Raw genomic sequence first — 25972 nt, forward strand, 5'->3', positions numbered from 1 at the left:
GGCCCACCCTCAACCTCGAAACCCCAGCCAGCCGGCTGAACCAGCTGCTGCACGCAGCCTAATCCCCGGCGTTGCTCCCACCAGTTGACTTTGGGAGAGGTTTAGGAGCCGCAAGTGATAGGGCAACCGGGGGAAGGAGAAGGCGTTTAGCGCTCCAGGTCGCCGCGGATGAAGGCCTCGACCTTTTCACGGGCGAGGTCGTCGTTGAACTGCTCCGGCGGGGACTTCATGAAGTAGCTCGACGCCGAGACCAGCGGTCCGCCGATGCCGCGGTCCAGGCCGATCTTGGCGGCGCGGATGGCGTCGATGATCACTCCGGCGGAGTTGGGCGAGTCCCAGACTTCGAGCTTGTATTCCAGGGACACCGGGGCGTCGCCGAAGTTGCGGCCTTCGAGGCGGACGAAGGCCCACTTGCGGTCATCGAGCCACTGGACGTAGTCGGACGGGCCGATGTGGACGTCCTTGGCCGCGAGCTCGGCCTCGACGTTGGAGGTGACGGCCTGGGTCTTGGAGATCTTCTTGGACTCCAGGCGGTCGCGCTCAAGCATGTTCTTGAAGTCCATGTTGCCGCCGACGTTCAGCTGGTACGTGCGGTCCAGGGTGACGCCGCGGTCCTCGAACAGCTTGGCCATGACGCGGTGCGTGATGGTGGCACCAATCTGGCTCTTGATGTCATCGCCCACGATCGGCACGCCCGCGGCGGTGAACTTGTCCGCCCACTCCTTGGTGCCGGCCAGGAACACCGGCAGGGCGTTGACGAACGCCACGCCGGCATCGATCGCGCACTGCGCGTAGAACTCGGCGGCCTGCTGGGAGCCGACCGGCAGGTAGCAGACCATGACGTCAACCTTGGCGTCCTTCAGGGCCTGGACGACGTCGACCGGCTCCTCCGGGGACTGCTCGATGGTCTCGAGGTAGTACTTGCCGAGGCCGTCCAGGGTGTGGCCGCGCTGGACGGTGACGCCGGTCGGCGGGACGTCGGCGATCTTGATGGTGTTGTTTTCGCTGGCCAGGATGGCCGCGGACAGGTCCTGACCCACCTTCTTGCCGTCGACGTCGAACGCGGCAACGAACTCGACGTCGCCGACGTGGTACTGGCCGAACTCAACGTGCATGAGGCCCGGAATCGTGGCCTTGGGGTCGGCGTCCTTGTAGTACTGGACGCCCTGGACCAGCGAAGTGGCGCAGTTACCTACGCCGACGATTGCAACACGGATCGGATGTGAAGACACGGAACTCCTTTTGAGAACAAGGGTGACCGGCGCGGCCGCACTCTGTTGTGCGGCGGCGGCAGGCGGACACGGCGCCGTTAGGCGCCCTTAGTAGTCTAGTCAACACTGCCGGGGCCGCGGTTGTTCCCGGCGGCCCCCGGCGCGTGTGTTAAGCGCGGGCTAAGTGCGCGTACCGGTTACTTCTGGGCCCACAGGTTGATGTCGGACTCGACGGCGAACTCATCGATCGCGTCGACCTCATCGGCGGTGAAACCCAGGTTGTTGATCGCAGACAGGGTGTCCTCGAGCTGCCGGACGCTGGAGGCACCGACCAGTGCGGATGTGACTGACGAGCCCTTGCCCTGCTCGCGCAGGATCCAGGCGATGGCCATCTGCGCGAGGGACTGCCCGCGGCTTTCGGCGATCCGGTGCAGCCCGCGTACGCGGTCCAGATTGTCCTCGGTGATCATGCCTTGGTCCAGGGACTTGTCCTGGGCGGCGCGGGAGTCGGCCGGAATGCCGTTGAGATAGCGGTCGGTGAGCATGCCTTGCGCCAGCGGCGAGAACGCGATCGACCCGGCGCCCACCTGTTCGAGCGCTTCGAAGAGATTGGGACTGCCGTTTTCGGTCCAGCGGTTGAGCATGGAGTAGCTGGGCTGGTGGATCAGCAGCGGCGTGCCGAGTTCCTTCAGGATCCGGGCCGCCTCGAGGGTCTGTTCCGGGGTGTAGGAGGAGATGCCGGCGTAAAGCGCCTTGCCGGAGCGCACGGCCTGGTCCAGGGCGCCCATGGTCTCTTCCATCGGCGTCTCGGGGTCCGGGCGGTGGCTGTAGAAGATGTCCACATAGTCCAGGCCCATCCGGCCCAGCGACTGGTCCAGGCTGGCCAGCAGGTACTTGCGCGATCCAAAGTTGCCGTAGGGGCCCGGCCACATGTCGTAGCCGGCCTTGGTGGAGATGATCAGTTCGTCGCGGTACGGCCGGAAGTCGTCCTTGAAGTGACGGCCAAAGTTAGTCTCGGCGCTGCCATAGGGCGGGCCGTAGTTGTTGGCGAGGTCGAAGTGGGTGACGCCCAGGTCGAAGGCGCGGCGCAGGATGGCGCGCTGGATCTCGAACGGCTTGTCGTCGCCGAAGTTATGCCACAGGCCCAGCGAGATGGCCGGGAGTTTCAGGCCGCTGCGCCCCACGCGGCGGTAGGGCATGGAGTCGTAGCGGGTATCAGTTGCCAAATATGTCATACGTCATATCCTGCCTTAGTTGGTGAGAATGGCGGCGCTGTGACCGGGGAGCTCGAGCCAGCCGGCCGGCTCACCGGTGGACGGGTCCGCGCCGGGAGCCCGGTCGACGCCGGAAGCCGGATCCAGCCGGACGGCGTCGTCCGTGACCAGCGCGAGCGTGGCCCCGCGGACCGGGAGCCGCCGCGCCCCCGCGGAAAAGTTCATCGCCACCTCGGTGCGGCCGCGGCGCAGCAGCAGCCAGCCCTCGTCCTCGCTGACGTCGACGACGGTGTCCTCGAAGCCGGGGTCCGTCAGGTCCGGCGTGGCGCGGCGCAGCGCGATCAGCGCCCGGTACAGCTCCAGGAGGCGGGCGTGGTCCCCTCCGGAGGCCTCGGCCCAGTCGAGCTTGGACCGGGTGAAGGTCTCCGGATCCTGCGGATCTGGCACGACGGCGGGGTCCCAGCCCATGCGCTCGAACTCCCTGATCCGGCCCTCGGCCGTCGCCCTGCCCAGCTCGGGCTCGGGGTGGGAGGTGAAGAACTGCCACGGGGTGGTGGCCCCGTATTCCTCGCCCATGAACAGCATGGGCGTGAACGGCGAGGTCAGGGTGGCGACGGCGGCAAGCGCGAGCTGCCCGTAGCCCAGGGTCTGGGACAGCCTGTCCCCGGTGGCCCGGTTGCCGATCTGGTCGTGGTTCTGGCTGCACACCACCAGCGCGGCCGGGTGGACCCGGGCCGGGTTGATGGGCCGGCCGTGGTGGCGGGCGCGGAAGCTGGAGTAGCTTCCGTCGTGGAAGAACCCGCGCTCTAGGACCTTGGCCAGCGCCCCCAGCGAGTCGAAGTCGGCGTAGTAGCCGGTGGTCTCGCCGCTGACGTTGACGTGGACGGCGTGGTGGAAGTCATCGCTCCACTGCCCGGCCAGCCCGTAGCCGTTTGTGTCCCGCGGGTAGAGCAGGCGCGGGTTGTTCAGGTCCGATTCCGCGATCATCGTAGCCGGGCGTCCGGTCTCGGCGGAGATTTCATCCGCCAGGGCGCCGAAGTCTTCCAGCAGGTGCACGGCGCGCTCGTCCTTGAAGGCGTGCACGGCGTCCAGCCGCAGGCCGTCCACGTGGTAGTCCCGCAGCCACATGGCTGCGTTGTCCAGAATGTAGCGGCGCACCTCGTCCGACTCCGGGCCGTCCAGGTTGACGGAGTCACCCCAGGTGTTGCCCTCTCCCGACTTCAGATAGGGCCCGAACCGTGGAAGGTAGTTGCCGCTGGGGCCGAGGTGGTTGTAGACCACGTCCTGGATGACCCCAAGGCCGGCGGCATGGGCTGCGTCGACGAAGCGCTGGTACGCGGCGGGTCCGCCGTAGCCCTCGTGCACGGCGTACCAGAGGACGCCGTCGTAGCCCCAGTTGTGCGTGCCGTTGAACCCGTTGACCGGCAACAGCTCCACGAAGTCGATGCCCAGCTCCACCAGGTACTGCAGCTTCCCCGCCGCGGCGTCCAGTGTTCCCTCCGGTGTGAAGGTGCCCACGTGGAGTTCGTAGATGACGGCGCCCTTGAGCTCCCGTCCCGTCCACTGGCCGTCGCCCCACTGGTGGCTTCCGACGTCGAACGTGCGGGAGAGCGCGTGGACGCCGGCGGGCTGGCGGCGGGACCGCGGGTCCGGCAGCGGGGTCTCGTCCCCGTCCACCAGGTAGCCGTAGTCCACTTCCCCGGCGGCGGGCGCCCCGGATGCGGTCCACCAGCCGCGCGCCTCCCCGCCGCGGCGGGTCATGTCATACTTCCGGCCGTCAGCGAGGAGCGTGACCGCCTGCGCTTCGGGTGCCCAGAGATCGAATCGTTCGCTTCCGTGTGCAGGCAAAGTCATGGCATTCTTCCGTTCCCCAAATGTCGGTGCTTAAAGGACTGCTTAGGCGGTGGGCACCAGGAGGGCCACCGGGTAGTCCCGCAGGATCTCCCGCACGGCTACGGTGCCCGGACCGTGCGTGGAACCGGTCAGTTCATCGGCCATGGCCGCGGCGAGCTCGATGGTCGTGTCCTGCCATCCGCCGCGCTGCTCGAGGCCGCGGGGCAGCCGGGTGGCGAGCGTCAGCGCGCCCGGGGCTGAGGGTGTTCCGCGGTCAAAGGCGAGCAGGTGTGCGGCGGCGGTGCCCGCGGCGGTGACCGGGGTGTATCCGGTGAACAGCTCCGGCCGGTCCCGCCGCAGGCGCAGGGCCCGCGAGGTGACGAGGAGTTTCGCCGCCTCGTCCAGGAACGACGCCGGACGCTCACCGGCGTCGAGCGCGGCGAGGGCACGCCGGCGGGCGCCGAAGTCGAACGGCCGCCGGTTGTCCGGATCGGTCAGCGAGCGGTCCCAGAACTCGGTGCCCTGGTACACATCCGGCACCCCGGGCATGGTCAGCTGCACGAGCTTGGCGCCAAGTGAGTTAACGGCCCCGTACGGCTCGAGCAGGGCCACGAGGGACTCCAGTTCCGCCGTCACCTCCGGGGTGTCGAAGGCGGCGTCGACGGCGGCTGACAGTTTCGCCTCGAAAGCCTCGTCCGGATCGATCCAGTTGGTCGAGTTCCCGGCTTCCCGGGCGGCTTTTTGGGCGTAGGACTGCAGCCGGTCGCGGTCCGCGGGCCAGGCGCCGGCGATGGCCTGCCACAGCAGGTTGGCCAGCGGCCCGTCCGGCAGGGGCGCCAGCGTCTGCAGCCGCTGCAGGGAGGCGTGCCATTCCGGCGCGAGCTCCGCAAGGACCGAGATCCGGGCGCGGGTGTCCTCGCTGCGTTTGGTGTCGTGGGTGCTGAGGGTCGTCATGGACAACGGCTGCCCGGCCTGGCGGCGGGCCATCCGGGTGTGGAACTCCTCCGGTGCCACCGCAAACTCGGTGGGGTCGGCGCCGACTTCCGTCAGGGTGCCCAACCGGGTGTAACGGAAGAACGCGGTGTCTTCCACGCCCTTGGCCATGACCATCCCGGAGGTCTGCTGGAAGCGGATGCCCAGTTCGGCGTCCGCGTCGAGCAGGAGCGGCAGGAGCACGCCGACGGCGCCTTCCAGTTCGGGGCGGCGGCGGAGCGCGAGTTCGCAGGCTTCCTTGAGGACGTCTGCACCCTCCGGAAGGTAGCTGCGGTAGACCGGGAACGCGGCAATGATCTCGGACAGCGCGTCCGCCGCGGCCTCCTGGGCCAGCCCTGCCGCAGCCGGGACCAGCCGCGCCAGCCGGAGCATTTCCGAGTGCAGGATTCCGTCAGTGATCCGTCGTTTGGTGCCGCGGATCATGTCGTCGTAGTCGGCAGTGCCGCCGCGCAGTTCGGCGTCGAGCGCGTCAAGCGGGCCCTGGCCGGCGGCGTCGACGAATACCCGGTCCACGTCCGCGAGGGCGTCGTAGCCGGTGGTGCCCTCGCACTCGAAGCCGGCCGGCAGGCTCTCTCCCGGTTCCAGGATCTTCTCGATCAGCAGGTAACTGCCGCCCGTGACTTCGCGCAGCCGGTGCAGGTATCCCTCCGGGTCGGCGAGGCCGTCCGGGTGGTCGATACGCAGCCCGTCGACGAGCCCATCCCGGAACCACCGCACAACCTCCGCGTGGGCTTCATCGAAGACCTCGGGAAGCTCCACCCGGATCCCGGCCAGGCTGTTGACGGCAAAGAACCGGCGGTAGTTCAGGTCCGTGTCCGCCCGGCGCCAGCCGATCAGCTCGTAGTGCTGTCGATCGTGGACCGCGCGGGGGTCATCGGCAGTGGGGTCACCTGCGGTATAGGTGCCCTCGGCGAGCGGAAAGCGGTGGTCGTAGTAGTGCAGTTCCCCGTCACGAATCTCAAGCGCGTCAACGTCCGAGTCCGCGCCGAGCACGGGGATCCGCACCCGGCCGCCGCCAAAGTCCCAGTCGACGTCGAACGCCTGCGCGTAGCGGGACTGCTGCCCCTCCTTCAGGAGGGACCACCACCACGGGTTCTGGGCCGGCGTCGCGACGCCGACATGGTTGGGCACGATATCGACCAGCACGCCCATGCCGGCTTCCCGCGCGGCCGTCGACGCCGCCAGCAGGCCTTCCGCACCGCCCCGGTCCGGATCAATGGCAGAGGGATCGGTGACGTCGTATCCGTGGTCCGAACCCCGCTCCGCCGTGAGGATCGGCGAAAGATAGATCCAGTCCACGCCCAGCGATTTCAGGTAGGGAACAGTCTGCGCGGCGTCCTGCAGCGTAAATCCGGGACGGATCTGCAGCCGGTATGTCGAGATCGGCGTCCTCATGAGGCCGGACCCTTCTTGGGCCGCGGCTTCTTGCCGGCCTTGGTGGAGGCGCGTTTGCCCGGGGCGCGCTTCGCGGGAGCAGGCTCAGCGGGCTCGGCAGGCGCTTCCTCGGCGGGAACCTCCTCAGCGGGAGCCGCGGGAGCCTCCTCTGCGGGAGCGGCAGCAGCCTCCGGTGCTGCCTTCGCAGGTGCCTCCACGGCGGGAGCGGCAGGAACCTCGGTGACCTCGGCAAATTGCTCAGCCGGCGCAGCGGGAGCCTCGGGAGCCTCGGACCGGGCGGCCAGGGATGCAGCGGCAGAGTAGTCCACCTCCACCTCCGGGCCCGAGTAGGCACGCAGCACCACGAGAGACTTCGCCGCCAGCTTCAGCACACTCCCGGCCTTGAGCGGCTCGCCGGTGTCCGCCGTATCGGCGGTGTCCACGAGGAGGTCCCAGAACGGTGAGTACTCCTCGGCCGGGAGCAGGAACTCGACGCTGTCATCGTGGGCGTTGAACGCCAGCAGGAAACTGTCGTCAGTGATACGGCGTCCGCGCGAATCCTGTTCCTGGATGCCGTGGCCGTTGTAGAACACCCCGATGGTCCGGCCGAAACCGCTGCCCCAGTCCTCCGGCAGCATTTCCTTGCCGTCGGTATTGAGCCAGACGATATCCGGCAGCTTCTCGCCCTCGCCGCGGCGGACCGGACGGCCGTCGAAGAAGCGGCTGCGCCGGAAGATGGGGTGGTCGCGGCGGATCTTGTTGACCACGGCCGTGAACTCCACGAGCGGCTGGTCCATGGCGTCCCAGTGCACCCAGCTGAGTTCGGAGTCCTGGCAGTAGGTGTTGTTGTTGCCCTGCTGGGTGCGGCCCAGCTCGTCGCCGTGCAGAAGCATCGGAACGCCCTGCGAGAGCAGCAGGGTCGCAATGAAGTTCCGCTGCTGGCGAGCGCGCAGCGTCAGCACGGTGTCGTCCTCGGTATCGCCTTCCGCGCCACAGTTCCAGGAGCGGTTGTGCGATTCGCCGTCGTTGTTGCCTTCACCGTTGGCGTCGTTGTGCTTCTCGTTGTAGGACACGAGGTCGCGCATCGTGAAGCCGTCGTGGGCGGTGACGAAGTTGATGGACGCCACCGGACGCCGGGCAGAGCTCTCGTAGAGGTCGGCCGAACCGGTCAGGCGCGAGGCGAATTCGCCGAGCGTTGACGGTTCGCCGCGCCAGAAATCACGGACGGTATCGCGGTACTTGCCGTTCCACTCGGTCCACTGCGGCGGGAAGTTGCCCACCTGGTAGCCGCCGGGGCCCACATCCCACGGCTCGGCAATCAGCTTGACCTGGGAGACGATCGGATCCTGCTGGATCAGTTCGAAGAAGGTGGAGAGCTTGTCGACGTCGTAAAACTCCCGGGCCAGGGTGGAGGCGAGGTCGAAGCGGAACCCGTCCACGTGCATTTCCGTGACCCAGTAGCGCAGGGAATCCATCAGCAGCTGGAGCGAGTGCGGGTGCCGGACGTTCAGCGAGTTGCCCGTGCCGGTGTAGTCCATGTAGTGCTTCTGGTCATCGTCCACCAGCCGGTAGTAGGCGGCGTTGTCGATGCCTTTGAAGGACAGGGTGGGGCCCAGGTGGTTGCCCTCGGCCGTGTGGTTGTAGACCACGTCCAGGATCACTTCCATGCCGGCCTTGTGCAGGTCGCGGACCATGGCCTTGAATTCCTGGACCTGGTGTCCCACATCGCCGGAGGAGCTGTAGGTGTTCTGCGGGGCGAAGAAGCCGATGGTGTTGTAGCCCCAATAATTGTTGAGGCCCTTCTCCACGAGGGTGCCGTCGTTCACGAACTGGTGCACGGGCATCAGTTCCACCGCGGTAACGCCGAGTTTCTTGAGGTGCTCCACGACGGCGGGATGCGCCACGCCCGCGTAGGTGCCGCGCTGCTCTTCCGGGACCTCCGGGTGCAGCTCGGTCAGGCCCTTGACGTGGGCTTCGTAGATGACGGACTCGTGGTACGGGATGCGCAGCTGGCGGTCGCCGTCCCAGTCAAAGAACGGGTTGATGACGACGCCGTGCATGGTGTGCGCGGCCGAGTCCGTGTCGTTGCGGGACGTGGGATCCCCGAAGTTATAGGAAAAGAGCGCCGGGTCCCAGTCGATCTGGCCCTGGATGGCCTTGGCATACGGGTCCATCAGCAACTTGTTGGCGTTGAACCGGTTGCCGTTGTCCGGCTCGTACTCTCCGTGGACGCGGTAGCCGTACTTCTGTCCGGGCTGGACCTGCGGCAGGTAGCAGTGCCAGACGTAGCCGTCCACCTCGGTCAGTTCGATCCGGGTTTCGGTCAAGTCGTCAGCCAGGAGGCACAGTTCCACCCGCTCGGCGCGCTCGCTGAACAGGGCAAAGTTGGTTCCAGTGCCGTCAAAAGTGGCTCCCAGTGGGTAAGCCGTTCCGGGCCAGACTTCCATGTGTACTCCTCGTGCGTGACGAATTATTCTCTAGATAGACTACTGGTAAGTAGGGTTAGCATTTGTTCGGGCGCACTGAGCGCGTCCGTTTATTACAGTTCGCGCATCACCTCCGGAACGGCGTGGGCGATGGCCGTCGCTGTCACCGGCCCCCCGAGGGAAGCCCGGACTCCGGCGAGGCCGTGGACGCTGGCCGCCATCGCCGCGATCGCCGCCCATCTGGCGTCGGGATCGATGCCGTGTCCACCGAAGCGCCCGACGTCGGCACCCAACTGGGCCAGCAATGCACCGATCACCCCCGCCAGGACGTCACCGCTGCCTGCCGTGGCGATCCAGGGCGTGCCCTCGGCCTGGCTGAAGAAGTCCTGGAAGGGGGAGGCCACAAGCGTCGTGGCGCCCTTGAGCAGCACGGTGGCTTCGGTCAGACCCGCAGCCCGCCGCACGGCGCTGAGCGTGGATGCCTCTACTTCGGAGCGGTCCAATCCAGCCCCGAGGCGCTGAAGCAATGCTGACAGTTCGCCGGCGTGGGGTGTCAGGATCACTTGCGGGGCCAGCACATCAGGCAGGGCGGGCAGTGCGCCGGCGTCGGCGATCGTCGGCAGGCCCGAGTCTGCGGCGTCGCGGGCGCGCTGCAACTGCTGCTCATCGGAGTCATCGAGTCCTGAGCCAACGAGCCAGGCCTGAACGTGCGTATCGGCCACGGCGCCGTCGCCGCACACCACCTCGGGACAGGACCGGCGGACCAGGTCGGCAACCTCCGGCGGCCCCAGGTAACGCACCATGCCGACGCCGGCGGCCAGGGCGCCCTTGCAAGCCAGCACCGCGGCGCCGGGATAGGCGCCGGAGCCTGCGACCACCCCAAGCACTCCCCTGGAGTATTTGTGCGCCCGCCGCTCCGGGCGTGGCAGGAGGGCGGAAAGGTCTCCGGCCTCAAGCCGTCGCAGGGCCGGCCATGGCAGCGCTCCTTCGATTCCGATCGGAATGACCTGCACGCGGCCCGTAAAGTCGGCGCCGGGGTCCGCCAGCAGGCCTGCCTTGGCGGCGCCAAATGTCACCGTGAGGTCTGCGGCCAGCACCGGCGCGTGCGCCTCCCCCGTGTCCGCGTCGACGCCGCTGGGGATGTCGCAGGCCACCACGAGGGCCGGCCGGGTCTTCCCCAGGGCCGCGACCAGCTCCGCGGCCGGTCCCCGCAGCCCGCCCTGGGCTCCGGTCCCGAGGACCGCGTCGATCACGACGTCGGCGCCGCGGGAGATCGCGGCGAGTTCGGCCACGTTGTCCCCGGTGAGGGCCACGGCATGCCCGCCCGCTTTCCGGAAGGCCGCCAGCCCGGCGTCGTGGGCCGCGCCGGCGGTGAGCACCGCCGTCGTGCGCATGCCGCGGCGGGCCAGCAGCGCGGCGGCGAATAGCCCGTCTCCGCCGTTGTTGCCCTTGCCCGCCAGCACGGCCACGCTGGAGCCGTACAGCCGTTGCCCGCGCCCGCGCAGGGCTCCGATGATGGCGTTGGCGAGGCCGTAGGCGGCCCGCTGCATGAGAACAGCGCCCGCACCGGAGCCCAAGGTGTCGTCGAGAAATGGCTTCTCGGCTTCTCGTACCTGGGTTCCGGTGTAGGCGCTGATCATGGTTGCAGTCCATTCGCGGTCGCTGGGGAATGCCTGGCGCTCAGGCCGGTTCGGCCTGGACGGCTCTCTCAGCCTTCGGCGACAACTGTCGCGGTGGCGATCCCGCCGTCGTGGCTCATGGACAAGTGCCAGCGCTTGACGCCCTTCGACTCCGCCACAGCCAGCACGGTGCCTTTGACCTGGATCGTGGGGCCGTTCTGGTCCAGCCCGATCCAGCAGTCCTGCCAGTTCATGCCGGCCGGCGCCCCCAGCACCTTGGCCACGGCCTCTTTGGCCGCAAACCGCGCGGCGAGGGAGCGTGTGTTCAGTTCCCGCTCGGCGGGGACGAACAGCCTGTCGCGCAGGCCGGGGGTGCGCTCGAGCTGGCGCCCGAACCGCTCAATGTCTACGACGTCTACGCCTATGCCAACAATCATGGCGTTATTCTACGGTCACGCTCTTGGCCAGGTTGCGCGGCTGATCCACGTCATACCCCTTGGCCGAGGCGAGTGCGAGGGCGAAGATCTGCAGCGGAACCGTTGCGAGCAGCGGCGCCAGGAGCGTGGGGGTTTCCGGGATGTAGAAGACGTGCTCGGCGTAGGCCTTGACGGCCTCGTCTCCTTCCTCCGCGATCACGATCGTCCGGGCGCCGCGGGCCCGGACTTCCTGGATGTTGGAGACCACCTTGGCGTGCAGCGAGTCCCGGCCGCGCGGGGAAGGGACCACGACGAAGACGGGCTGGCCTTCCTCGATCAGGGCGATCGGGCCGTGCTTGAGCTCGCCGGCGGCGAAGCCCTCGGCGTGGATGTACGCCAGCTCCTTGAGCTTCAGCGCACCTTCCATGGCCACCGGGAAACCGACGTGGCGGCCCAGGAACAGCACGGACTTGGCGTCGGCCATGGACCGGCCGAGTTCCTTGATCTGGGCCTCGTTGTCGAGGATGTGCTGAACCTTGGCCGGAATCTTGCCCAGGTCAGCCAGGATGTCCTTGATCTCGCCCTGGAACTTGTTGCCGCGCAGCTGTGCCAAATAAAGGCCCAGCAGGTAAGCGGCCGTGATCTGGGCCAGGAACGCCTTGGTCGAGGCCACTGCAATCTCGGGTCCGGCGTGCGTGTAGAGCACGGCGTCCGATTCCCGCGGGATGGTGGATCCGTTGGTGTTGCAGATGGAGACCGTTTTGGCGCCCTGCTCCTTGGCGTAGCGGACCGCCATGAGGGTGTCCATGGTCTCGCCGGACTGGGAGATGGAGACAATCAGCGTGTTCTCGTCCACGATCGGATCCCGGTAGCGGAATTCGTGCGAGAGTTCGACCTCGGTGGGGATCCGGCACCAGTGCTCAATGGCGTACTTCGCCACCTGGCCGGCGTATGCGGAAGTGCCACAGGCCAGGACGATGATCTTGTTGACGTGCTTGAGCAGCTCCGGATCAACACGGAGTTCATCAAGCGTCAGCTTGCCGTGGATGTCGGAGCGGCCCAGCAGGGTCTGCCGCACGGCGTCCGGCTGGTCGTGGATTTCCTTTTCCATAAAGGACGGGAAGCCGCCCTTTTCGGCAGAGGCAGGGTCCCAGTCGACTTTGTATTCTTTGCCCTCGGCGGGGGCGCCGTAGAAGTCCGTGATTTCCACGGAGTCGGCGGTGATCGTGACGATCTGGTCCTGGCCGAGTTCCACAGCGCGCCGGGTGTAGTCGATAAAGCCGGAGACGTCGGAGCCGAGGAAGTTCTCGCCGTCGCCGAGGCCGACGACGAGCGGGGAGTTCCGGCGGGCCGCGACCACCACGTCAGGCTGGTCGGCATGAACGGCGAGGAGGGTGAAAGCTCCTTCGAGCCGCTGGCAGGCAAGCTGCATGGCCCGGGTGAGGCCGCCATTGGTGACGTCACCGCCCAGCTGGTTCCGGTAGATGTCCCCGAGCAGGGCAGCCGCTACTTCCGTGTCGGTCTCGGACTCGAAGGTGACGCCCTTGCCCTGGAGTTCCAGCTTGAGCTCGGCGAAGTTCTCGATGATGCCGTTGTGGATCAGGGCCAGCTTGCCGCCGTCGGACAGGTGCGGGTGCGCGTTCTGGTCCGTCGGGCCGCCGTGCGTGGCCCAGCGCGTGTGGCCGATTCCCGTGAGGGATTCCGGCAGCGGGCGGGTGTCCAGCTCCGTAATGAGGTTGCTCAGTTTGCCCGACTTCTTCCGGGAAGAAATGGTGCCGTCGGCAACCACCGCAATACCCGCGGAGTCGTAGCCTCGGTACTCCAAGCGCCGCAATCCTTCAAGGACAACGTCCAAGGCATTGTGTCCAGCATTTACCCGGCCATCTGAGTGGCCCACATATCCAACGATTCCACACATGGTCATAAGCCTAGCGGGTTTCCGGGAGGGAGGACGTGGGACAGCGGCGCGCGAACGCCCCGGCGCGGGGCTGCGGAGGGCCTGCCCCGGCTCCCACCGGCCAGTCCATTTCGCTCTCGGCGTTGTGGAGGGCAGAATCTCTAGGGTGACTTTGCAACGCAATGAAGCGAACGGGGAAGGTGTCTCGCCGTTCGTGGAGCTGGACCGGCAGACCTGGTCCCGGCTCGCTGCCCAGATGGAGCAGCCCCTCAATGAAGAGGACGTGTTCCGCCTTCGCGGCCTCGGGGACCCCCTCGACATCAAGGAAGTGCGCGAGGTCTATCTGCCGCTGTCCCGGCTCCTGCACCTTTACGTGGAAGCCGCGGGCCAACTCCACGCAGCCACCACCACCTTCCTGGGCGAAACCACGCAGCGCACGCCGTTCGTGATCGGCGTGGCCGGTTCGGTGGCCGTGGGCAAGTCCACCATCGCCCGCGTCCTGCGGGAAATGCTCCGCCGCTGGCCGGGCACCCCTAACGTGGAGCTCATCACCACGGATGGATTCCTCTACCCGCTCGCCGAGCTCAAGCGCCGGCAACTGCTGGAACGCAAGGGGTTTCCGGAGTCGTACGACCGCCGCGCCCTGCTGCGTTTCGTGAGCGAGATCAAAGGCGGCGCCGAGGAAGTCCGTGCCCCCTGGTATTCCCACGTCACCTACGACATCGTCCCCGGCAAGGAAGTGGTGGTCCGGCGGCCGGACGTGCTGATTGTCGAGGGACTGAACGTCCTGGCGCCCGCCAGGCCGCGGCAGGACGGCCGGCAGGGCCTGGCCCTGAGTGACTTCTTCGACTTCTCCATCTACGTCGACGCGAAAACCTCGTATATCGAGGAGTGGTACGTGGACCGGTTCCGCAAACTGCGGACCACGGCCTTTGCCCAGCCGGAATCGTACTTCCACCGCTACGCAACCCTCTCCGATGCCGAGGCCGAACAGACCGCGCGCGAGATCTGGAAGCGCATCAACGAGCCCAACCTCGAGGAAAACGTCCTCCCGACCCGGGGCCGCGCGCAACTGGTCCTGACCAAGGACGCCGACCACTCCATCCGCCGGATGCTGCTGAGGAAGGTCTAGCACAGATGTGCTACGACGACGCGGACCGAGCGGTGGGGCGGCAGTCGGCCGGCCCGGATTCGCCGAGCCGCCGGGCCTTCAGCCGCCTCCTGCTGGCGGGGACCGGCCTCGCGGCGCTGTCCGCCTGCGCCCCGGACCAGTCCCCCACGCCGTCAGGCACGCCGGGGTCGTCTCCCGGCCCGGTTCCAGGCACGGGGGGCGCGACGCCGACCGCCGTTGCCGCGCCGTCGGGCTCGCCGGCAAGCAACGCGTCGGCGACTCCGACGCCCGCGACGTCGTCGGCTGTCCCGCCGTCGGCCGCGGCACACCCCCCGTCGGCCGCGGCACACCCTCCTTCTGCCGCGGCGCCGGGGCCGCAGCATTCACTCACGGACCCCACCAGTCCGTGGGTGATCGTCAACAAGCACCGGCCGCTCTCCCCCGCCAACTTTGTGCCGCCGGATCTGGTCCGGCCGGCCGTGCGGCTGGCTACCTCGGGCGAGGCGGGACTGCTGAACAGTACGACGGCGGCCGCGGCGGAGAAGATGTTCGCGGCGGCGGCAGCGGAGGGCGTCATCATGACGCTGGCCAGTGGCTACCGTTCGTTCGCCACACAGACAGCCACCTACGGCAGTTACGTCAGTTCCCGGGGACGGGCCGAGGCCGACACCGCTTCCGCCCGGCCCGGATACTCCGAACACCAGACGGGCTGGGCGTTCGACATTGGCGATGGCAGCGGCGCAGACGCCTTTACCCCACAGTTCAAGGACCGGCCGGCGGCGATCTGGGCCAAGGCGAACGCCCACCGCTTCGGCTTCGTGGTTCGCTACCCGTGGATGCTGCACCCAATCACCGGCTACTACTACGAGCCATGGCATCTGCGCTTCATCGGCACCCAGGCGGCCGCGGACATGTCCGCCCGCGGGATCGGCACTCTGGAGGAGTACTTCGGTCTGGAGCCCGCCCCGGCCTACCGGTAAGGGCCGCAGCGACGGTCCGACGGAACTGTTTGAGTCTGGCTATTCGGGGACGAGCTCCAGGGCGAGTTCGGTCCGGACCACTTGGGCCAGCCGCTCGGCGACGCCCTGGGCGGTTTCGTGGTCCGCAGCCTCCACCATGACGCGCACCACTGGTTCGGTGCCGGAGGGACGCAACAGGACACGTCCCGTGTCGCCGAGTTCGGATTCGGCGATCGACACGGCCGCAGCCACGGCTTTATCGCCCTTCACCCGGCTACGGTCCACGCCCTTGACGTTGATGAGGACCTGGGGCAGCTTGGTCATCACCGTGGACAGTTCCTTGAGCGGGCGCCCGGTGAGGGCCACTTGGGCGGCAATCTGCAGACCGGTCAGCACGCCGTCGCCGGTGGTGGCGTGGTCGGCAAAAATCACGTGCCCGGACTGCTCGCCGCCAAGGTTGAAGCCGCCGTTGCGCATTTCTTCGAGGACGTAACGGTCCCCCACGCCGGTTTCCCGCAGGCTGATCCCGGCGTCGCGCAGGGCGAGCTTCAGGCCGAGGTTGCTCATGACGGTGGCTACTAGGACATCGTCCTTGAGCTTTCCGGAGGCCTTGAGGGCGACGGCCAGGATGGCCATGATCTGGTCGCCATCGACCTCGTTGCCTTCGTGGTCCACGGCAAGGCAACGGTCGGCGTCGCCGTCGTGGGCGATGCCGAGGTCGGCCCCGTGGTCCAGGACGGCGCGCTTGAGCGGGCCAAGGTGGGTGGACCCGACCCCTTCGTTGATGTTGAGTCCGTCCGGCTCGGCGCCAATGACGATCACGTTGGCGCCGGCGTCCTTGAACACCTGCGGGGAACAGCCGCTGGCTGCGCCGTGGGCGCAGTCGAGCACCACTTTCAGCCCGTCGAGTCGGTGCGGAAGCGTGCCGAGCAGGTGCACGATATAGCGGTCCTCGGCGTCGGAGAAGCGCTGGATCCGGCCCACCTCAGCACCGGTAGGCCGGAAGGGCTCCTTGCCGAGCTGCACTTCGATGGCGTCCTCGACGTCGTCGGGCAGCTTCTGCCCGCCACGGGCGAAGAATTTGATGCCGTTGTCCGGCGCGGGGTTGTGGGAGGCGGAGATCATGACGCCGAAGTCGGCATCGAGGTCCGCCACGAGGTAGGCGGCAGCCGGGGTGGGGAGCACGCCGGCGTCGTAGACGTCGATTCCCGAGCTTGAGAGGCCGGCCTCCACGGCGGCCGCGATGAACTCGCCACTGGCCCGGGGGTCGCGTGCAACCACGGCGATCGGCCGCTTACCGGTCGTGTTGCGGTCATGGCCAAGTACGACGGCGGCGGCCTGGGCCAGCTGCAACGCGAGCTCTGCGGTCAGCAGCCCGTTCGCCAAACCCCGGACTCCATCGGTTCCAAATAATCTAGACATCGACCCAAGCTTAGTCGATGGCCCGGGCAAGTCCTGCTTTAACGGCGAAAGCCCGCCCCGCCGAGTGGCAGAACGGGCTTTCGTGCAAGCACCAGAAGCGCTTGGAAGCGGGATTAGCGCTTCGAGTACTGCTGAGCCTTACGGGCCTTCTTGAGACCGGCCTTCTTACGCTCGATGACGCGGGCGTCACGGCGCAGGTAACCGGCCTTCTTCAGGGTGGCGCGGTTGTTCTCGGTGTCGATCTCGTTCAGTGAACGGGCGATGCCGAGGCGCAGGGCACCGGCCTGGCCGGAGATGCCGCCACCGTGGATGCGGGCGATGACGTCATAGGCACCGTCAAGATCGAGGATCTTGAAGGGCTCGTTGACGTCCTGCTGGTGCAGCTTGTTCGGGAAGTAGTTCGCCAGCTCGCGGCCGTTAATGGTCCACTTGCCGGTGCCGGGCACGATGCGAACGCGTGCAACAGCTTCCTTACGACGGCCAACTGCAGCACCGGCAACGGTCAGTGCCGGGCGTTCCTTCTTGGGCGCTTCTGCTTCTGCAGGACCGCTCTCCGAGGTGTAGCTGGTCAGGTTTTCCTCAGCCACAACGGCCTCGGTGGTCTCTTCGTTCTGAGCCACGATTCTCCTTGTATAGATAAGTTGTTTGGTGGCCAGGACTACTGGGCGACCTGGGTGATTTCGAAAGTCTTGGGCTGCTGGGCGGCGTGGGGGTGCTCTGCACCGCGGTACACCTTCAGCTTGCCCAGCTGCTGTGCAGCGAGGGAGTTCTTCGGGAGCATGCCCTTGATGGCCTTCTCCACGGCGCGAACCGGGTTGGACTCAAGCAGTTCCGCGTAGTTGACGGAGGTCAGGCCGCCCGGGTAGCCGGAGTGGCGGTATGCGCGCTTCTGCTCCAGCTTGGCGCCGGTGAGGGCAACCTTTTCAGCGTTGATGATGATGACGAAGTCGCCCATGTCCATGTGGGACGCAAAGGTGGCCTTGTGCTTGCCGCGCAGCAGGATTGCGGTCTGGCTGGCAAGACGACCAAGGACAACGTCGGTGGCGTCAATGACGTGCCACTGGCGGTTGATATCGCCGGGCTTCGGGGTGTACGTACGCACGGTGTTTGCCTCGTTCTTGTTCTGGCGTTCTTGTTTTAGGCGTCACTCTTACGGTGCACCTACTATCTATGCGCTACCGGAACAGAGGTGAGGGCTCTATGTAACCAGTCATCCTTAGGTCTCGAATGTGCACGTTGAGTAGCTATCCTGCAACCGGATTCTCAAGCGGGCACGCACCATCGAGATAGGACACGCACAACGACTACCAAGAATAGCCTGCCACGGCCTCTTGGGTCAAAATGGGGTGTCCGGATGCATCCTGTCTGCTCTTTTTCGCAGACTGTCCCGTGCCGGCCCGTCGCATCCCTGGAGGAACCGTGTCCGATCCCGCCGCCGCCGGCTCCGTTTCCCTGCTGCTTGCACAGCCGGCCGGATCGTTCACCGGAGTCCTCTTTATAGCCGGCGTCGCTCTCGCGGGCGCTTGCCTATCCTTCTTGGCCGACCTCCTCATCCGCCGCACGCTCCCCCGCCTTGGCGGACCGTTGACAGTACGCACGAGAATTACGACGGCGTTGGCCACCTTCGCGCTGTCCGCCCTGCTGGCCTGGCGCTTCGGGCTCTCCCCCGAGCTCCCCGCGTACATCCTGCTGGCGGTTGCCGGCGTCCAGCTGGCGCGCACCGACGTGCAGCACCACCTTTTGCCCAACCGGATGGTCCTGCCTCTATTGGGGGCCGGAATTGTGCTGCTCGGGGCCGCCGCGGGGGTGTCCGGCGAGGCAGGTAGCCTGCTGCGCGGGGTGGCTGGCGCCTTAATACTGTTCATTTTGTACCTAGTTCTTGCCCTGACCAGCCGAAACGGCCTCGGAATGGGCGATGTGAAGCTCGCAGCACCACTTGGCCTGTACTTGGGCTACCTAGGCTGGACCCACTTGTTCTACGGCGGGGCGCTGGGGTTCGTCGCAGGTGGCGTCGCTTCCGTGCTCCTGGTCCTCAAAAACCGCGGAAGCAAGCCGAATGAAGTGCCCTACGGACCCTCGATGCTGGCGGCCGGCCTGGCAATCATTCTGATGCTCCCCTAGGTGATCTCCGCCTTCACCTGGGCCGCGAATTAAGTAAGACGGCTTATTAAACCAAGTAATTGAACCCCACCCGTACTTGGAAACTGAGTACACCCCCGTTTGAGGGCAGGTGATACCCATTTTTTCCTCCAAAAAGTCGAGTATCGAACTTCATTGCCGTGCCGATTGCGGCCGTGCAAATGTTGTTCCAACGAAGCTCCAGCAAATAAGCAATAGGGGATTTGCTGGAAATTCGTTCATTACTCAAAACTCTGGAAAAGGAAAATAAAATGACTGGTCTCATGGTCTCAATGCTCGCTTTTGTCTCCGGCGTCAAGGAAAAGCTCACCCCTGAAAAGGGAGCCACCGCGACGGAATACTCGCTGCTCATTGCTTTTGTCGCCTTCGCCATTATCGTCGGCGCCGGCATTTTCGGCACGGCACTCAGCGACTGGTTCGAGGATCTCGGCGGCGTGGTCAACGGCTGGACGACCGGCCCGGCCTAATCCACCTCTTGGTCTCAGCTTTACCCAGTGTGCCGCGTCCGTTTCTCGCGGACGCGGCACACTTCTTGATCATTCGGCTGCATCTATCCCGGGGGGGATCCCATGACACGCAGCAGCACTTTACCGCCGCCCAGGTTTCGGGCGGCGCGGGGACGTGAGCGGGGGGCCGCCGCCGTCGAGTTCGCGCTCGTCGCACCCATCCTCCTCGCCCTGGTTGGCGGAATCGTTGAGTTTTCGCACGCCTATAACCTGCAGATTTCCGTCACACAGGCAGCCCGGGAGGCCGCCAGGACCATGGCAATCGAGAACGACCAAGGCTTGGCGCAGGCAGCCGCCGTCGCCGGCGCACCGGGCTTGGCTCCTGCATCCTTCGGCTTCACGTTCAACCCTGGCACCTGCGCTGCAGACGTCATAGCGAACGTGACAGTCACCTACACCGCACCCGCCGTGACTGGGATGTTCGGCACCACCCTCACTGTCACTGGAGTGGGGGCAATGCAATGCGGCGGCTAAAACGCAACCAGGACAGACAACGCGGCGCTGCGGGCGTGATGGTCGCTGTCATGATGCTCGTACTGATTGGCGCCGGCGCTATGGCGGTCGATGTGGGCCAGATTTACGCCGAACGTGCGCAGCTGCAGAACGCAGCCGATGCAGGCGCCATGGCAGTCGCCCAGCAGTGCCACGCAGCGGGCGGTTGTACCGATGCGCAGGCCCTGGCGTGGGCCATGGAACTGAGCGGCCCCAACTCGAACGACGGTGCCACCACCGTTGATTCAGTGGACCTCTCGATGCCGATGGAGGTCACTGTGGTGACCTCCACCCGCAACGGCACGAGTGGCGCAGGTTTTCTCACGAAGATGTTCTCCAGCGTACTCAACGCCCCGGCGGTTACCGTCGGGGCGCACGCAACGGCCGCCATTGAACCCATCGGCGGGGCGGAGGCCTTTCCGCTGGCGATCTCGGACTGCCAGTACGACCTCGCCGAGGGTGACGTGACGGGCGAGGTCCAGCTGATCAAATACAAGCCTGGCAGCGGGACCTGCACATCGACGTCGGGGCACGTCATACCGGGCGGCTTCGGTTGGCTGGACCAGACCGCTCCCTGTCAGGCCAGTACGGACACGGACGACGTCGCGGGCAGCGATACGGGCGCGGATTATCCCAATGCCCCACCCGGTGGAGACGCCTGCGATGCCATCGTGACCGGTTGGAGGAACACGATTCTGGCAGGCGGCACTGTCGAGGGAACGTTCCCGGTCTACGACAACGCCGGCGGCACCGGCGCCAGCGCCTGGCTGCACATCCGGGGTTACGCAACGTTCCAGATGCTCGGCTGGAGGTTCGCCGGAAGCGGCGTGCCCCGGGTCTTCAGATCGGGGACGGCTGATGTGGCCGATCCGGCCGACGCCTGCAACAACCCGTGCCGGGGCATTATCGGGCAATTCGTGAGATTCGTAGACATTGATTCCGCAGGAGAAGTTCCAGGTACCGGCCCGGACCTCGGAACCGTACGTATCCGGTTAATCGATTAGATATTTTCTAAGGGGACATTATGAAAACACGCCTGCTGGGGGGCATCGCCGCATTGCTTGTGGCAATTATCGGAACCGTATTGTTGGTCACTTATGTGCAGAATGCTGATAGACGCGCACTGGCCGGTACGGAAACAGAATCTATTTACATAGTCCAAAAGGCCATTCCTGCCGGGACTGCCGCTGACAAGATCGGGGCCTCGGTGGCTAGGAAGGAAGTGCCGAAGCTGGCGCTGGCTGACAAGAGCGTCACGGATCTTGCCTCGCTGGGGGCGAAGGTTACCTCTGTGACGTTGATGCCGGGCGAACAGTTGCTGTCCAGCCGGATGGTGGAAGAGAACGCGTTCCTTGGCCCGTCACGCGTCCAGGTCCCCGCCGGACTCCAGGAAATCACGCTCAAGCTTCCCATCGAGCGCGTTGCCGGCGGCATCCTGAAGGCCGGGGATACGGTAGGCATTTTCCTTTCCCTGGACATGGCAGCTACCGGCACGGACGGAGCAAGCGGCGGCAAGCTGAGCAAGACGCAGCAAACCTTCCACAAGGTCCTAGTGACTGCGGCGCAGTTTAGCAACGGCGCGGCCACCCAGACCGGAACCTCTGACACCGCAGCCGGTGCCAGCCAGGTATCGTCAACCTCGTCCACCAAGGCTCAGGGCGACGGCAGCTACCTCATAACCTTGGCAAGGAATTCTGCCGACGCGGAGCGGATCGTCTTCGCCGCTGAGTTCGGCAAGATTTACCTTTCCAAGGAGCCGGGCGATACAGTCGATTCCCGCACGGGCGCAGTAGATGCGGCAGGGCTGTTCCGATGAGCCGCTTCGTCTTGATCACGCCAACAGCCGATTTCGAGCGGCTGGTCCGATTGGCCGTCACCGGCCTCCACGGCAGCCTGCATGTCTTCCAGGCCGATTACCTTCCGGACGGGCCGGCAGACATCCTCCGCCAGATGATGGGAGAACCCCCGGAGGTCCTGATTCTGGGACCTGGTCTCCCGGTGGAGGGCTCCCTCAAGCTCGCGTCCGTGATGGACCTCCAGTACCCGGAAATCAGTGTGGTGCTCGCCGCCACGGCCACCCCGGAGACCGTGCTGCAGGCCATGCGGGCGGGCGTCCGGGATTTCCTGGACCCGGCGTCCGATGCTGACACCATCCGGGTCATGCTGGAGCGGGCCAGTCTCGCGGCAGCTGGACGGCGGCGAGGGCTCGCGCCCCAGGCATCCGAGCACGCGGATCATGGCGGCGCTGGCCGGGTCATTGCCGTGATGTCGCCCAAGGGTGGCGTGGGTAAGACCACAGTAGCCACTAATCTCGCGGTGGGGCTGGGCAAAGCGTCGCCCATGAGCGTGGTGATCGTGGATCTTGATCTACAGTTCGGCGACATAGCCAGCGGCCTGCTGCTCGAGCCGGAATTCACCATCACAGACGCCGTGATGGGTGCGGCGAGCCAAGACTCCATGGTCCTCAAAACATACTTGACGGTCCATCCGGCGGGAATCTACGCACTGTGCGCACCGCGAACGCCCATCGAAATGGATCGGATCACCGGAGCCCACGTGTCCCACCTGTTGGAGCAGCTCCGGCAGGAGTTCCGCTACGTCGTGGTGGACACTGCGCCGGGGCTGGGCGAACACGTTTTGGCGACGCTCGAGCAGGCCACGGACGCAGTGTGGATTTGCGGCATGGACGTCCCGAGTATTCGTGGCATGCGGACCGGGTTCCAGATCCTTGATGAGCTGAACCTGGTCCCGCCACACCGTCACATCGTGCTCAATATGGCTGACCGGCGAGCGGGTTTGTCGCTCAAAGACGTTGAAGCCACCATCGGCGCCCCCGTGGATGTGGTGCTTCCGCGCTCCCGGACGCTCCCGTTCTCCACCAACAAGGGCGTTCCTGTCCTTCAGGACGGCAGCCGGGACTCCACCGTGAAGGGACTGCGTCAGTTGGTCGATCGCTTCAAGCCGGATTGGGAAGCCAGACCGCACAAGCAACTCCACAGAAGGGCGGTAGTCCAGTGAGCCTTACGGACCGATTCCAGCAGCTGCGCGGCGGAACACAGCAAGCCGCGCCCGAGAAAATGACTGCCCCCGCCGTAGATGTGTTCGCTCCTCACGCCCAGCCGGCGACACTGGGACGGATCCTCGAGGCCAAGACGGCGGCTGAGTCGCAGCCCGGATTCACGGAGTTCCAGCAGACGGCGTCCGTGGCCAGCGAAGCGCTGAACGCGCTGAAGGAACGCGCCAGCCAGGCGCTGTTCGAAAGGCTCGGTTCCCGCATTACCGATTCCTCGATCGATGAGACGGAACTCCATCAGTCGGTCAAGGACGAGCTGAAGGCCGTCGTGGAGGAGGAGCAGATCCCCCTCACGGCGACCGAACGCCAACGCCTGATCCGGGAGATCATTGACGACGTACTCGGCCATGGTCCGATCCAGAGGTACCTGGACGATCCCGCCGTCACCGAGGTCATGGTCAACCGCTTCGACCAGATCTATGTGGAGCGGCAGGGTCAACTGCACCTGACAGACTCCAAGTTCACCTCTGACGACGCCCTGCGGCGCGTGATCGAAAGAATCGTCTCGAACGTGGGACGCCGGATCGACGAATCATCCCCCCTGGTGGATGCCCGGCTGTCCGACGGATCCCGAGTCAACGCGATTATCCCGCCGCTGGCCGTCAACGGGCCCGCCCTGACCATCCGGAAGTTCGGCCGGGACCCCCTAACTGTCCACGACCTGATCTCTATGGGCAGCCTGTCGCCCGAAATGGCAGAGCTCCTGCAGGCCTGCGTGCTGGCCCGGCTGAACATCATCGTTTCGGGAGGTACTGGCACCGGCAAGACGACCCTGCTGAACGTCCTTTCGTCCTTTATTCCAGTCTCGGACCGGATCGTCACTATCGAGGACGCAGTCGAACTCCAGCTCCAACAGGACCACGTGGTGCGGCTCGAAAGCCGGCCGCAGAACATCGAGGGCAAGGGCGAGGTCTCCATCCGGGACCTGGTGCGGAACTCGCTGCGAATGCGACCGGACAGGATCGTGGTCGGTGAAGTCCGCGGCGGTGAGTGCCTGGACATGCTGCAGGCTATGAATACCGGGCACGATGGCTCCATCTCTACTGTGCACGCCAACTCCCCCAGGGACGCCATCGCCAGACTCGAAACCCTCGTGCTGATGGCCGGCATGGACCTCCCACTGCGGGCCGTCCGTGAGCAGGTGGCATCGGCCGTGAACCTGATTGTGCACATCTCCCGGCTCAGGGACGGCTCCCGCCGAGTCACGCACATCACCGAAGTCCAGGGCATGGAGGGCGATGTCGTCACGCTGCAGGATGCCTTCGTCTTCGACTACGCCGCCGGCGTGGACGCAAACGGCCGCTTCCTCGGGAAACCCATGCCAACCGGCGTCCGTCCCCGGTTCACCGATCGCTTCGCCGAACTCGGGATCCCGATTTCGGCCGCGGTATTCGGCGCCACGCCGGTCAGGGGGCGGTAACCGTGCCGGACCAGTCTCCCCTTGTCTTTGTCGCTGGCCTCGTACTGGCTTACGCGGCCTTGGCCATCTTGGTCGCCGTCGTCTTCAAGTCACGCTCGGTGCCCCTGTCGCGGCGGCGCCCTGACGAGGCGCCGGGCCATTCGTCGAACCTGACAAGGCTCACGGACCAAGCAGTGCACACTCTGAACGCGGGGCTCCGGAGCCGCGGCTCCGGGCTGTTCAGCCGCGAGAAGCTCGACAACGCCGGGCTGAAGAAACAGCCCGGCGACTATCTGTTGATGGCCGGGGCCGTCACGTTCGTAGCGGTGGTGCTCGGATTCCTTTCAGGTGGCCCGGTCCCCGCCGTGCTGATGCTGCTGCTGATGCCCGTGGGCCTCCTACTGTTCCTCACCGTCCTCGTATCGCGTCGACGCAAGAAATTCGACGAGCAAGTGCCCGATTCGCTGCAAATGCTCGCCGGCGGTTTGCGTGCAGGGCACAGCCTGCTCCGCTCCGTGGATGCTGCCGCCGAAGAGAATGAGGCCCCGATGAAGGAGGAACTCAACCGTGTTGTCAACGAGACGAGAATCGGCCGGGATCTCGGCGAATCGCTTGCCGAGGTTGCCCTGCGCACCAAAAATGAAGACTTCGCCTCAATAACCCGGGCCATCGAAATCCACCGGGAAGTCGGCGGCGACCTCGCCCATGTCCTGGACAATGTGGGCGAGACCATCCGGGACCGCAACCAGCTCCGAGGCCAGGTCAAGGCCCTCAGCGCGGAGGGACGGATGTCCGCCCTGGTCCTGATGGCACTCCCGGTCCTGATGTTCACCGGACTGACGCTTTTCAACCAGCAATACTCGAAGGTCTTTCTGACCACCTTTCCGGGTTTCCTGATGATCCTCGCTGCCCTGGTCATGCTGTCCGCAGGCGGCTTCTGGCTCAGCCGACTCGTAAAACCGAAGTTCTGAGACGAAGGGAGAGAATTGTGCAAACAATCGCCTATGCAGCGATCCTGGCGGTCGTCGCCCCGATCTCGATCATGACCTGGCTTGCTTTCACCGGAGACCGTGCGGGCTTCCGCAATGTCCAGACCAATCTTGGGCGGAGTCCGCAGGCAGCCGGATCCGTAGTATCCGCCAACGGCCAACTCGCTGCTATGACACGGAAGATCACCCCGAAGGGCTACACGGCCTGGCTGGACAAGCAACTCGCCGGTGCCGGCAGGCCAAAGGACTGGCCCCTGGGTCGGGTCATCATGGTGAAGCCGCTACTGGCCCTCGCGGGCGCCGTTATGGGAATCTTCCTTCTCGCCGGAAGCCTCACGGTGACAAATGTTCTGCTCACAGTGGGCATTTCAGCGCTGGCCTACTTTGTTCCCGACATCCTGGTCCGAAACCACGCCCAAAAGCGACGCGAAGCAATCAGGCTCGAACTGCCGGACACACTGGACCAGATGCTTATCTCAGTCCAGGCGGGCCTCGGCTTCGAAACAGCTATGGCCCGCGCGGGCCAGAACGGCAAGGGACCGCTCGCCGACGAACTTATCAGGACGTTGCAGGACATCCAGGTGGGACGCTCCCGCAAAGAGGCCTACTTGGCAATGGCGCAACGCGTCGATGTCCCCGATCTCCGGTCGTTCGTCAGGGCTGTCGTGCAGGCCGACACCTACGGCATCGCCATCGCAAACGTCTTGAACTCACAGGCCAAGGACATGCGGGTCAAGAGGCGCCAGCGGGCCGAAGAGCACGCCATGAAAATGCCCGTCAAGATGCTGTTTCCGCTGATCTTCTTCATCCTTCCAACGCTTTTCATCGTGGTGCTGGGACCAACGGTGTTGAACATCATGGAAGTTTTCGCGAACAAGTAGCCTGCCGCCGCCGACGGG

General features: G+C 65.8%; 23 protein-coding genes. 11 read left to right on the forward strand and 12 right to left on the reverse strand.

All coding sequences use genetic code 11. The features are described 5' to 3' along the window. Window positions 1-146 precede the first annotated feature (146 nt). The 8 genes from M2428_RS12205 to glmS form a co-directional block, all read right to left on the reverse strand. Complete coding sequence (locus M2428_RS12205; protein ID WP_090575433.1) at window positions 147-1232, reverse strand: inositol-3-phosphate synthase; 1086 nt, start codon at window positions 1230-1232, stop codon at window positions 147-149. Window positions 1233-1408: 176 nt separating this feature from the next. After that, complete coding sequence (mgrA, locus tag M2428_RS12210) at window positions 1409-2446, reverse strand: L-glyceraldehyde 3-phosphate reductase (protein WP_277526240.1); 1038 nt, start codon at window positions 2444-2446, stop codon at window positions 1409-1411. Between the two features lie 15 nt (window positions 2447-2461). Further along, window positions 2462-4279 carry a malto-oligosyltrehalose trehalohydrolase gene (treZ, locus tag M2428_RS12215; RefSeq protein WP_277526241.1) on the reverse strand — a complete coding sequence of 606 codons (1818 nt, stop codon included), beginning with the start codon at window positions 4277-4279 and terminating at the stop codon, window positions 2462-2464. A gap of 42 nt (window positions 4280-4321) precedes the next feature. After that, window positions 4322-6646 (reverse strand): malto-oligosyltrehalose synthase, encoded by a 2325-nt coding sequence (gene treY / locus M2428_RS12220; RefSeq protein ID WP_277526242.1) that lies wholly within the window; start codon window positions 6644-6646, stop codon window positions 4322-4324. Then, entirely contained in the window at window positions 6643-9072 is a 2430-nt protein-coding gene (gene glgX / locus M2428_RS12225) for a glycogen debranching protein GlgX (RefSeq protein WP_277526243.1), read from the reverse strand. The genes treY and glgX overlap by 4 nt, the downstream gene beginning before the upstream one ends. A 92-nt stretch (window positions 9073-9164) precedes the next feature. Then, window positions 9165-10691: an NAD(P)H-hydrate epimerase gene (locus M2428_RS12230; protein ID WP_277526244.1), complete on the reverse strand. Its 1527-nt coding sequence runs from the start codon at window positions 10689-10691 to the stop codon at window positions 9165-9167. 68 nt (window positions 10692-10759) lie between these two features. Continuing rightward, window positions 10760-11107: a holo-ACP synthase gene (locus tag M2428_RS12235; protein ID WP_277526245.1), complete on the reverse strand. Its 348-nt coding sequence runs from the start codon at window positions 11105-11107 to the stop codon at window positions 10760-10762. Window positions 11108-11111: 4 nt separating this feature from the next. Further along, window positions 11112-13004, reverse strand: a complete 1893-nt coding sequence (glmS, locus tag M2428_RS12240; protein WP_277526246.1) for a glutamine--fructose-6-phosphate transaminase (isomerizing) — start codon at window positions 13002-13004, stop codon at window positions 11112-11114. Between the two features lie 145 nt (window positions 13005-13149). Between glmS and coaA the strand changes: the two genes are divergently transcribed. Further along, window positions 13150-14115, forward strand: coding sequence for a type I pantothenate kinase (gene coaA, locus M2428_RS12245; protein ID WP_277526247.1), 966 nt, complete (start codon window positions 13150-13152; stop codon window positions 14113-14115). A gap of 10 nt (window positions 14116-14125) precedes the next feature. Here coaA and M2428_RS22255 read toward each other — a convergent pair whose 3' ends face one another. Beyond that, window positions 14126-14485, reverse strand: coding sequence for a hypothetical protein (locus M2428_RS22255; RefSeq protein ID WP_346780747.1), 360 nt, complete (start codon window positions 14483-14485; stop codon window positions 14126-14128). Between the two features lie 19 nt (window positions 14486-14504). Here M2428_RS22255 and M2428_RS22260 point away from each other — a divergent pair, with 19 nt between their 5' ends. After that, window positions 14505-15074, forward strand: a complete 570-nt coding sequence (locus M2428_RS22260; protein WP_346780748.1) for a M15 family metallopeptidase — start codon at window positions 14505-14507, stop codon at window positions 15072-15074. 39 nt (window positions 15075-15113) lie between these two features. Here M2428_RS22260 and glmM read toward each other — a convergent pair whose 3' ends face one another. The 3 genes from glmM to rplM form a co-directional block, all read right to left on the reverse strand. Then, a complete protein-coding gene (gene glmM, locus M2428_RS12255) occupies window positions 15114-16475 on the reverse strand; it encodes a phosphoglucosamine mutase (RefSeq protein ID WP_277526249.1) in 1362 nt (453 codons plus the stop codon). Between the two features lie 113 nt (window positions 16476-16588). Continuing rightward, the gene (gene rpsI / locus M2428_RS12260; protein WP_226760362.1) at window positions 16589-17095 is read right to left on the reverse strand and encodes a 30S ribosomal protein S9; all 507 of its coding nucleotides are present in this window, start codon (window positions 17093-17095) and stop codon (window positions 16589-16591) included. Window positions 17096-17133: 38 nt separating this feature from the next. After that, complete coding sequence (rplM, locus tag M2428_RS12265; protein ID WP_015937805.1) at window positions 17134-17577, reverse strand: 50S ribosomal protein L13; 444 nt, start codon at window positions 17575-17577, stop codon at window positions 17134-17136. Between the two features lie 317 nt (window positions 17578-17894). Between rplM and M2428_RS12270 the strand changes: the two genes are divergently transcribed. The 9 genes from M2428_RS12270 (at window position 17895) to M2428_RS12310 (ending at window position 25954) form a co-directional block, all read left to right on the forward strand. Continuing rightward, the gene (locus M2428_RS12270) at window positions 17895-18596 is read left to right on the forward strand and encodes an A24 family peptidase (RefSeq protein ID WP_277526251.1); all 702 of its coding nucleotides are present in this window, start codon (window positions 17895-17897) and stop codon (window positions 18594-18596) included. 269 nt (window positions 18597-18865) lie between these two features. Continuing rightward, window positions 18866-19081: a Flp family type IVb pilin gene (locus M2428_RS12275; RefSeq protein WP_277526252.1), complete on the forward strand. Its 216-nt coding sequence runs from the start codon at window positions 18866-18868 to the stop codon at window positions 19079-19081. Between the two features lie 102 nt (window positions 19082-19183). Beyond that, a complete protein-coding gene (locus M2428_RS12280; protein WP_277526253.1) occupies window positions 19184-19594 on the forward strand; it encodes a TadE/TadG family type IV pilus assembly protein in 411 nt (136 codons plus the stop codon). Then, window positions 19582-20616, forward strand: coding sequence for a pilus assembly protein TadG-related protein (locus tag M2428_RS12285; RefSeq protein WP_277526254.1), 1035 nt, complete (start codon window positions 19582-19584; stop codon window positions 20614-20616). Before M2428_RS12280 ends, M2428_RS12285 begins: the two co-directional genes overlap by 13 nt. Window positions 20617-20636: 20 nt before the next feature. Continuing rightward, window positions 20637-21428, forward strand: coding sequence for an RcpC/CpaB family pilus assembly protein (locus tag M2428_RS12290; RefSeq protein WP_277526255.1), 792 nt, complete (start codon window positions 20637-20639; stop codon window positions 21426-21428). Then, complete coding sequence (locus M2428_RS12295) at window positions 21425-22630, forward strand: AAA family ATPase (protein WP_277526256.1); 1206 nt, start codon at window positions 21425-21427, stop codon at window positions 22628-22630. The genes M2428_RS12290 and M2428_RS12295 overlap by 4 nt, the downstream gene beginning before the upstream one ends. A 59-nt stretch (window positions 22631-22689) precedes the next feature. Continuing rightward, window positions 22690-24105: a CpaF family protein gene (locus tag M2428_RS12300; protein WP_277526467.1), complete on the forward strand. Its 1416-nt coding sequence runs from the start codon at window positions 22690-22692 to the stop codon at window positions 24103-24105. 173 nt (window positions 24106-24278) lie between these two features. Next, on the forward strand, window positions 24279-25055 hold the full coding sequence (locus tag M2428_RS12305; RefSeq protein WP_277526257.1) for a type II secretion system F family protein: 777 nt from the start codon (window positions 24279-24281) through the stop codon (window positions 25053-25055). Window positions 25056-25072: 17 nt separating this feature from the next. Beyond that, window positions 25073-25954 carry a type II secretion system F family protein gene (locus M2428_RS12310; protein WP_277526258.1) on the forward strand — a complete coding sequence of 294 codons (882 nt, stop codon included), beginning with the start codon at window positions 25073-25075 and terminating at the stop codon, window positions 25952-25954. The last annotated feature ends 18 nt before the right edge of the window (window positions 25955-25972 follow it).

The sequence above is a fragment of the Arthrobacter sp. ES3-54 genome (genome assembly GCF_029504395.1).
GTDB lineage: Bacteria > Actinomycetota > Actinomycetes > Actinomycetales > Micrococcaceae > Arthrobacter.